Annotated in this window: 1 protein-coding gene; it reads right to left on the reverse strand. The window is 26.3% G+C overall.

All coding sequences use genetic code 11. The features are described 5' to 3' along the window. Positions 1-35 precede the first annotated feature (35 nt). Complete coding sequence (locus PW52_RS17300; RefSeq protein WP_165586791.1) at positions 36-1,091, reverse strand: T9SS type A sorting domain-containing protein; 1,056 nt, start codon at positions 1,089-1,091, stop codon at positions 36-38. Between the last annotated feature and the right edge of the window lie 426 nt (positions 1,092-1,517).

Consider the following 1,517-nt stretch of genomic DNA (forward strand, 5'->3'; position numbering starts at 1 on the left):
AACTAGCAATAAATTATATACGGTGTTAGCAAACGTTATTCTTTTATAAACTTAAATGTATTTCCATTATTAAGTTTTAAAAAATATATTCCATTAATAAGGTTTTGAACATTAATTTTTTCATCGTTGGAAGTAGCACCTCTATTTATTTCCATTCCTAAAACATTATAAATTACATAATTTTTAGTGTTAGTTAAATTATTAATTTTAATAAAATTTGTTGTTGGATTAGGATAAACTTTGAGTGTCTTTATATTTTCTAAAGAGTTATTATTAATTGATAAAGTGAGGTTTGTGTACTTAGAAATTTTATTTCCACTAAATTCGGCTATGTATAAATCATTTCCGTTAAAAACAAGTCCAGAAGGTTTATTTAAACCAGTTATTATATCAGTTGCAACAGGATTTGTTTCTGTAATGTCAATTTTTGAAATTTTATTTCCGCTAAATTCAGAAATATATAAATCATTTCCATTAAGAACAATGCCTTCAGCATTATTTAAACCAGTTATTACATCAATTGCAACAGGATTTGTTTCTGTAATATCAATTTTTGAAATTTTATTTCCACTATATTGGGCTATGTACAAATAGTTCCCATTAATAACAAGCCCATAAGGATCGTCTATACCTGTTGTTATTACATCTATTGCAGTTGGACTTGTTTCTGTAATATCAATTTTTGAAATTTTATCTCCATTAGCTTGAGCAATGTATAAATCATTTCCGTTAAAAACAAGTCCAGAAGGACTAGTTAAGCCTGTTATTACATCTATTGCAACAGGATTTGTTTCTGTAATGTCAATTTTTGAAACTTTATTTTCATTATATTCAGCGATATATAAATCATTTCCATTAAGAGCTATTCCATAAGCACCATTGACTGTTATTATATCTGTTACAACAGGATTTGTTTCTGTAATGTCAATTTTTGAAATTTTATTTCCATTATATTCAGAGATGTATAAATCATTTCCATTAAGAATAATGCCATTTGGCGTATTTAACCCTGTTGTAACTACATCATTTAATTGTGCATTAATTTTATTTATGCTCAAAATTAAAATTGCTAAAATGTAAATTTGTTTCATAATTTGTTTCATAATTTGTTTCATTGCTAATAATTTAATTGCTAATACTTGGTTTGATAACAACATCCATAGATTATATAATTGATAAAAACCGAACGATGGCGAGAATTATTTAAAAGTGTAGCTTGTATTTCACAAGTAAGGTTAGTTTTGAGCTGATAAAAATCGTTTAAAAGCACAATAATACGTTTAAATGTATTATTGTACAAGTATTTTCTATATAAATATTATTGAAATATAGTTTTTTTACGCTAAGTTATTCAATTCCGAATTTTTGCTTTTTTTTATGTTTGCTAACGTGATTGTGTATGGTTAGTTGCGTGGTTAAGCCTTAAAGTTAGCAAACTAATCACAGATAGAAAATTCCAGCGGAATTTTCGTAAGTCGGCAGTGAACCAAGCAATTAATTATACACGTCTTAAGTTT

It is taken from the genome of Neotamlana sedimentorum, from assembly GCF_000943565.1.
GTDB classification, from domain to species: Bacteria; Bacteroidota; Bacteroidia; order Flavobacteriales; family Flavobacteriaceae; genus Neotamlana; species Neotamlana sedimentorum.